Source organism: Paraburkholderia sp. BR10882, assembly GCF_040948855.1.
GTDB classification, from domain to species: Bacteria; Pseudomonadota; Gammaproteobacteria; order Burkholderiales; family Burkholderiaceae; genus Paraburkholderia; species Paraburkholderia nodosa_A.
This window is the reverse complement of the sequence record NZ_JBFPKP010000012.1, coordinates 206,256-212,491: the sequence shown is the minus strand read 5'-3', so window position 1 is coordinate 212,491 and position 6,236 is coordinate 206,256. Positions and strand designations below refer to the sequence as shown.

At 62.2% G+C, this 6,236-nt stretch carries 7 protein-coding genes; 4 read left to right on the top strand and 3 right to left on the bottom strand.

The genetic code is table 11. From position 1 onward, the window contains the following. Positions 1-139 precede the first annotated feature (139 nt). On the top strand, positions 140-1,363 hold the full coding sequence (locus AB3X99_RS27585; protein WP_368618704.1) for a serine hydrolase domain-containing protein: 1,224 nt from the start codon (positions 140-142) through the stop codon (positions 1,361-1,363). Between the two features lie 217 nt (positions 1,364-1,580). Here AB3X99_RS27585 and AB3X99_RS27580 read toward each other — a convergent pair whose 3' ends face one another. The 3 genes from AB3X99_RS27580 to AB3X99_RS27570 all read right to left on the bottom strand — a co-directional run bounded on the left by AB3X99_RS27580 (position 1,581) and on the right by AB3X99_RS27570 (position 3,331). Further along, complete coding sequence (locus AB3X99_RS27580; protein WP_018442101.1) at positions 1,581-1,814, bottom strand: 4-oxalocrotonate tautomerase family protein; 234 nt, start codon at positions 1,812-1,814, stop codon at positions 1,581-1,583. 124 nt (positions 1,815-1,938) lie between these two features. Further along, positions 1,939-2,649 carry an SDR family NAD(P)-dependent oxidoreductase gene (locus AB3X99_RS27575; RefSeq protein WP_368602462.1) on the bottom strand — a complete coding sequence of 237 codons (711 nt, stop codon included), beginning with the start codon at positions 2,647-2,649 and terminating at the stop codon, positions 1,939-1,941. A 259-nt stretch (positions 2,650-2,908) separates the two neighbouring features. Next, complete coding sequence (locus AB3X99_RS27570) at positions 2,909-3,331, bottom strand: VOC family protein (protein ID WP_368618703.1); 423 nt, start codon at positions 3,329-3,331, stop codon at positions 2,909-2,911. Between the two features lie 258 nt (positions 3,332-3,589). On the opposite strand from AB3X99_RS27570, the gene AB3X99_RS27565 reads away from it, so the two are divergent. The 3 genes from AB3X99_RS27565 (at position 3,590) to AB3X99_RS27555 (ending at position 6,220) form a co-directional block, all read left to right on the top strand. Further along, a complete protein-coding gene (locus tag AB3X99_RS27565) occupies positions 3,590-4,027 on the top strand; it encodes a MarR family winged helix-turn-helix transcriptional regulator (protein WP_368618702.1) in 438 nt (145 codons plus the stop codon). A gap of 87 nt (positions 4,028-4,114) precedes the next feature. Further along, positions 4,115-5,677 carry a DHA2 family efflux MFS transporter permease subunit gene (locus AB3X99_RS27560; protein WP_342948943.1) on the top strand — a complete coding sequence of 521 codons (1,563 nt, stop codon included), beginning with the start codon at positions 4,115-4,117 and terminating at the stop codon, positions 5,675-5,677. 105 nt (positions 5,678-5,782) lie between these two features. Next, positions 5,783-6,220: a MarR family transcriptional regulator gene (locus AB3X99_RS27555; RefSeq protein WP_342949097.1), complete on the top strand. Its 438-nt coding sequence runs from the start codon at positions 5,783-5,785 to the stop codon at positions 6,218-6,220. Positions 6,221-6,236 lie beyond the last annotated feature (16 nt).

The window sequence follows — 6,236 nt, the reverse complement described above, 5'->3', positions numbered from 1 at the left end:
TCCTTGACGCGCGGTTGACGAGCACCCTTACTTTGGCATACGCAGACCGACGCGTGCCAAGTCTCCCGCGCCCGGTCCGTCACTTCCACGACGGCCCGTTTCCGGGGGGAGGCGTCCATACCATCTGGAAAAGCAGGGCATGTCGTGTGAGCGGCTCGCGCGAATCGAACGGTTTCTCGACGAGAACTACGTTGCGACCGGCACGCTCGCGGGCACCGTCACGCAGGTATGGCGGCGCGGCGAACTCGCGCTGAACTCGGTGCTGGGTCTCGCGGACCGCGAACGGCGCACGCCGATGGCCGAGGACTCCATCTTCCGCATCTACTCGATGACCAAACCCGTTACGTCGGTGGCGATCATGATGCTGGTCGAGGAGTGCAAGATTGCGCTCGACGACCCCGTCAGCAAGTACATCCCGTCGTGGGAAAAACTTGCCGTGTACGCGGGCGGTTTCATGGAGAGCTTCCAGACCCGCGCGAGCGCGCGCCCAATGCGCGTGGTCGACCTGTTGCGTCATACCTCGGGGCTGACCTACGGCTTTCAGCAGAACACCAATGTCGATGCGGCCTATCGCAAGCTGAAAGTGGGCGAGCTTGCGACCGCGGGCACGCTCGACGAAATGATCGAGAAGCTGGCCACGCTGCCGCTGGAATTCTCTCCGGGCGACGCCTGGAACTATTCGGTTTCCACGGACGTGCTCGGCTATCTCGTCGGCAAGGTCAGCGGCATGGCCTTCGAGGACTTTCTGAAAACGCGGATCTTCTTCCCGCTCGGTATGGTCGACACGGCCTTTTACGTGCCGCCGGAGAAGGTGTCGCGCTTTTGCGCCTGCTATGCCATCGGCGCGCTCGGTTCGAAGGTCGTTTCCGAAAAGGGTCCGGAGCTGCAGGACGATCCTCACACGAGCCCATATCGCGAGCCGCCCTCGTTCGTTTCGGGCGGTGGCGGCCTCGTTTCCACGGCGGCGGATTACATGCGGTTTGCGCGCATGCTGCTGCAGGGCGGCGAGTTGGACGGCGTGCGGCTCCTGGGGCCGAAGACCATCGAGCTGATGACCGCCAATCATCTGCCGGGCGGTGTCGACCTGCCGCGCCTCTCGCGCTCGATGTTCACCGAAGCGGCTTATGAAGGCGTTGGCTTCGGGCTCGGCTTCGCCACGACGATTGCGCCCGCATCCACGCTGATTCCGGGCAGTGCGGGCGACTTCTTCTGGGGCGGCGCAGCCAGCACCTTCTTCTGGGTCGATCCGCGCGAGGACATGATCGTGCTGTTTCTCACCCAGCTCCTGCCTTCGACTGCGTACCCGATTCGCCGGCAGTTGCGCACGCTCGTTTACAGCGCGATTACGGAGTGCGAACGCTGAGCGGCGCGCCTGGCGTTCGCGCGTGGCAATGGCATAAGAGGCTTGCTGGCGGGACGGCTGGCGGCCTCTTTCACGTTCCGCAATAGCTTCCCGTTAATTGGAAGATAGATTCCTGGTATCGACGGATTCTCTCGCGATTCACGAGAGCGCAGCATCTGCCGCGATGCAAGCGGTGCATGGGCACGCGAAAGCCCGCTCGCGAGCGGGCCGCGCGCGCTTACTTGATGAGCCCCTTCTGTCGTCGATAGACGTCGGTAGGCAGCCCGCCCCATCCCCAGTTTTCCGTTGGTACTTCTTCGATGACGACGAAGGTCGCCTCCAGCGGTTTGTTCAGCACGTCGAGCAGGAGTTGGCTCACGCCCTTGATGAGCTGCGCCTTTTCTTCCGCCGTGACGGAATCCGTGCCGGGCCGCGTGCCCTCGCGTGTAACCTGAATTGTGACGATCGGCATTTCGCTTTCCTCGGTGTTGATCGTTGCAGGGAGCGCCGGCCAGCGGCGCTCCCTCGTCGCCCGGTGGGGCCCCGTGGAGCGCAGTGCGCCCGTAGTGCGCCCGTAGTGCGCCTCTAGTGCGCCTCTAGTGGCCGGCGACCTGGCCGCCGTCGACGTGGAGGATTTCGCCCGTCACGAAGGGGGCAGAGTCGAGATAGAGGATGGCGTTCACGATGTCGCTCATCTCGCCCATATGCCCCATCGGATGGAGCGCGCCGAGCGCGGCGTGGGTTTCGGGCGCGTGCATCGGCGACTTGATGATGCCGGGCGATACCGCGTTGGCGCGAATGCCGCGCTTGGCATACTCGATCGCCAGCGAGCGCGTTGCGGCGGCCAGACCGCCCTTGCTCAGCGAGGCCAGCACCGACGGTACGCCGTCGATTGCGTGATCGACCAGCGTCGTCGTGATCGTCACGACGTGGCCGCTCTCGTGCTTTTCCATCTCTGCAATGGCGAGCTGCGTGATATGGAAGAAACCGTCGAGGTTGGTGCCCTTGATCGCCGCGTAGTCTTCCGCAGTGTATTGCGTGAACGGCTTCGCCACGAAAATGCCCGCATTGTTGACGAGCGTATCGACGCGGCCAAAGCGCGAGACGGCCGTTTCGATGACGCGGCGCGCCGTGGCCGGGTCGGCGATATCGCCGGCCACTGCGACGAGATCGCTATCGTCAGTCTGTTTGATGTTGCGCGACGTCGCGACCACCTTGTGGCCGAGTGCGCGGAATGCCCTGGCGGCTTCGGCGCCGATGCCTTGCGATGCGCCAGTGATCACGATGACTTTGGGGGATTGACTCATATGAACCTCGAAGTACGTTGGACTCAGTTTCTGATCGGGCTTGCTGCTCCGATGACGACCAATTTACGCATCCGCGCTCCCCGTTTGAATACAGGACGCGGACAAACAGTTGTGAGTCGCAGGAACAAATGAGAGCGGGCAGGGGGCGACGGCGTGCGGCGGAAAAGGTCATGCGAATGACGCTTGCGTCGATTTGGATAACTGATTGATTGGGGAAGACCTTGCCGCGCCAATCCTCACACGCGGTTGTCTGCGAAGCTCAGGAGGCGTGCGTGCGCGGATCGTGGTCGAATTCGAGCCTGATCCCGCCCGGTTCGTACACCATGGTATGGCGTTTCGGCCCCGGACCGAGGTTTTCCGGCGCAAATTCGATGTTCACGCCGGGCCAGTCGGACACGCGCGAAAAGATATCGTTGAGCGCTTCTTCGCTGCCTACGCGCAGGGCAAGATGATGCAGGCCCACATGGGTCTTGCGGTCGAACTCGACCAGGCGGCTTGGGTCGGCGACTTGCCAGAGGGTCAACATGACGTGACCGTCCGAAACGAACGCCGCCGGATAACTGGGTCTTTCGCCAACCTGTTTCCAACCCAGGCAATGCACGAAGAAGTCACGCGTGAGATTCAGGTCGCGCACAGTCAGTCCGACGTGATCGATGCCCAGCGTAAGCGGTTTGTCAGTCATGTTTCGATTCTCCTGAATAAAGAGTGCGTCGATCCCGCGTTCCGCACTTCACGGATCAAAACTCTGCCGAAATAATATAGCTGTGAAGATCGGCGTCGATTATCGCTTGCCGGTCACATCACTTTTTACACCGTGTATCGCGTCGCGCAGAGGGCGGTTGGGCGAGGCGCCGGCCCGTCTCATGCGGCTTCGGAAACTTTCTTGCACACATCTGCAAGGTCAGATATAGTCTGCATCAGATATCGAGGAGGGCAATCGATGAACGATCCCGTCAATGAAGATTTCGAGCGGACGCAGAAGCTGGTGTTCGCGCTGGGTCAGGCGCATCACCTGATGGCCACCGAACTCAGGGCAGGCCTCAGGGACGCCGGGCTGAACCTGCAGGAGCGCGGCATTGTGCTGACGCTGGCCAGCGGCAGCGCGAACACGCCGGCGGCACTGGCGAAGCTGCTTGGCGTCCATCCGGCCCGGATGACTCGCGTGCTGGACAAGCTCGAAGCCAGCGGGCTCGTGGAGCGTGCGCGCAATGGCACGGACCGGCGGCTCGTGGACGTTTCGTTGACGCGGGAGGGCCACCTTGTCGCCGCGCGAAATACAGACGTCTCGCCTGGCGCGTGGAGCGAGCGGCTCTCGCACCTCTCGAAGTCCGACTTCGACGCCTTGAGCACGCTGCTGTTCAGATTGCTTCATGGCTAGGACGGCATTTTTTTGCCCAATTATCAGACATGTCAGATAACGGCCCGTGGTTGACGGGACATTCGCATCCAGACGAGAGAACCTAACATGAATTCATCGACCAACCCAGGCGGGCCGCCCCAGCTGACTGGCGCGAAGTTCGCACTGGGTACCTTCGCCGTGGCGCTCGCCACCTTCATGAACGTGCTGGATTCGTCGATCGCCAACGTTGCGATTCCCACGCTCTCCGGTAACCTCGGTGTGTCGATCGACGAAGGGACATGGGTCATCACGCTGTTTGCCGCGGCCAATGCGGTGTCCATTCCGTTGACCGGGTGGCTGACGCAGCGTGTGGGCCAGGTCAAGCTGTTCGTCTGGGCGATCCTGCTGTTCGTGCTTTCGTCGGCAGCGTGCGGCATGGCCCCGAACCTGCTGACACTGCTGGTCGCCCGTATCGTTCAGGGCGCCGTGGCGGGGCCACTTGTGCCATTGTCGCAAGCCTTGCTGCTCGCTTCTTTCCCCAAAGAAAAGAGTTCGAACGCGCTGGCGCTGTGGGCGATGACCGCAACCGTCGGACCGATCGCGGGCCCGGCGCTCGGCGGCTGGATCACCGACAGCTACAGCTGGTCGTGGATCTTCTACATCAACGTACCGGTCGGCCTCTTTGCCGCGGGCGTGGTATGGGCAATCTATCGCGACCGCGAGACGCCGGCACGCAAACTGCCCATCGACAAGGTCGGGCTGATCTCGCTTATCGCGTGGGTCGCGCCGCTGCAGATCATGCTCGACAAGGGCAAGGACCTCGACTGGTTCAGCTCGCCGGTCATCTGGGTGCTCACGATCGTCGCCGCGGTCAGCTTCGTGTTCTTCCTGATCTGGGAATTGACAGAGGAAAAACCGATCGTCAACCTGCGGCTGTTCGCCAAACGCAACTTCCTCGGCGGCACGATTGCGATTTCGGTCGCGTATGCGATTTTCTTTGCAAACCTCGTGATCCTGCCGCAGTGGATTCAGGGCTTTCTCGGCTACCGCGCGGTGGATGCGGGGCTCGTTACCGCGCCGCTGGGGATTTTCGCGGTGATCCTGGCCCCCGTGATGGGCAAGGTCATGCCGCGCTCCGATTTGCGGGTGCTAGCCACCCTGGCGTTCGTGGGCTTCGCCGCCGTGTTCTTCATGCGCTCGAACTACACGACCGGCGTGGATGCGTGGACGCTGATTCTGCCGACGCTGCTGCAAGGCATTCCCACGGCGCTGTTCTTCACGCCGCTCACCGGCATCATCCTCTCGGGTCTGCGGCCCGACGAGATTCCGGCGGCCGCGGGTCTGTCCAACTTCGCGCGCATTTTCGCCGGCGCCGTGGGTACGTCGCTGATGAGCAACGCCTGGAACGACCGCACTATCCTCCACCACGCCCGGCTCGCCGAGCAGACGAGCGTCGAGAATCCCGCGTTCACCGGCGCGATTGCGCACCTGCAGGCGACGCTGGGCGGCGGCGTTCCCAAGGCCACGGCCTTCTACGAGAGCTCGCTCAACGCGCAAGCCACCATGCTGGGGTTGAACGACATCTTCTGGATATCGGCGGTGATCTTCGTCGTCATCATCCCGCTGATCTGGGTGACGAGGCCGGTCAAGGGCGGTGGCGCGGGCGCGGCAGCCGCTGGCGGACACTGAATTCTGCAGTTGAACCCGGTCCGGAGGGCCGACGAGTCTCGCGTGTTTTTCTTGACAGTATCTGATAATGCAGATATTGTGCCGTTCAACACGGAGGATGTCGCGATGGACCACTACACGACGAGAAATTTCATGCTTACGGAAAGTGTCGGTTTCAGGATCGTCAAGGCGCGCAATCTGATCGTCGCTGAGATGGATTCCGCGCTCAAGGACCTCGACATCACGGGCCAGCAAATGGGCATTCTGCTTTCGCTGAAGCAGGGTGTGGCGACCACGCCGTTCGAACTGTCGAAGCTGCTCGGCATCGATACGGGCCTCATGACGCGGATGCTGGACAAGCTGGAAACCAAGGGATTGCTGGAGCGTTCGCGCGACGCAGACGACCGTCGTGTGGTCAATCTGAACCTCACGCCAAAGGGACTGGAAACGGCAGCGCAGATTCCGGAAGTCGCGCCGCAAGTGTTGAACGCACGCCTGCGCAAATTCACCAAGGCGGAGTTCGCCGAACTGAACCGCCTGCTTCGCAAGTTCACAGACGACTGAACGGTGCGGCCGTGGC

Excerpts from the sequence above, each read along its gene's own strand:
- AB3X99_RS27575 (WP_368602462.1), bottom strand. The coding sequence starts at position 2,649 with ATGAGTCAATCCCCCAAAGTCATCGTGATCACTGGCGCATCGCAAGGC.
- AB3X99_RS27570 (WP_368618703.1), bottom strand. The coding sequence starts at position 3,331 with ATGACTGACAAACCGCTTACGCTGGGCATCGATCACGTCGGACTGACT.
- AB3X99_RS27585 (WP_368618704.1), top strand. The coding sequence starts at position 140 with ATGTCGTGTGAGCGGCTCGCGCGAATCGAACGGTTTCTCGACGAGAAC.
- AB3X99_RS27555 (WP_342949097.1), top strand. The coding sequence starts at position 5,783 with ATGGACCACTACACGACGAGAAATTTCATGCTTACGGAAAGTGTCGGT.
- AB3X99_RS27565 (WP_368618702.1), top strand. The coding sequence starts at position 3,590 with ATGAACGATCCCGTCAATGAAGATTTCGAGCGGACGCAGAAGCTGGTG.
- AB3X99_RS27580 (WP_018442101.1), bottom strand. The coding sequence starts at position 1,814 with ATGCCGATCGTCACAATTCAGGTTACACGCGAGGGCACGCGGCCCGGC.
- AB3X99_RS27560 (WP_342948943.1), top strand. The coding sequence starts at position 4,115 with ATGAATTCATCGACCAACCCAGGCGGGCCGCCCCAGCTGACTGGCGCG.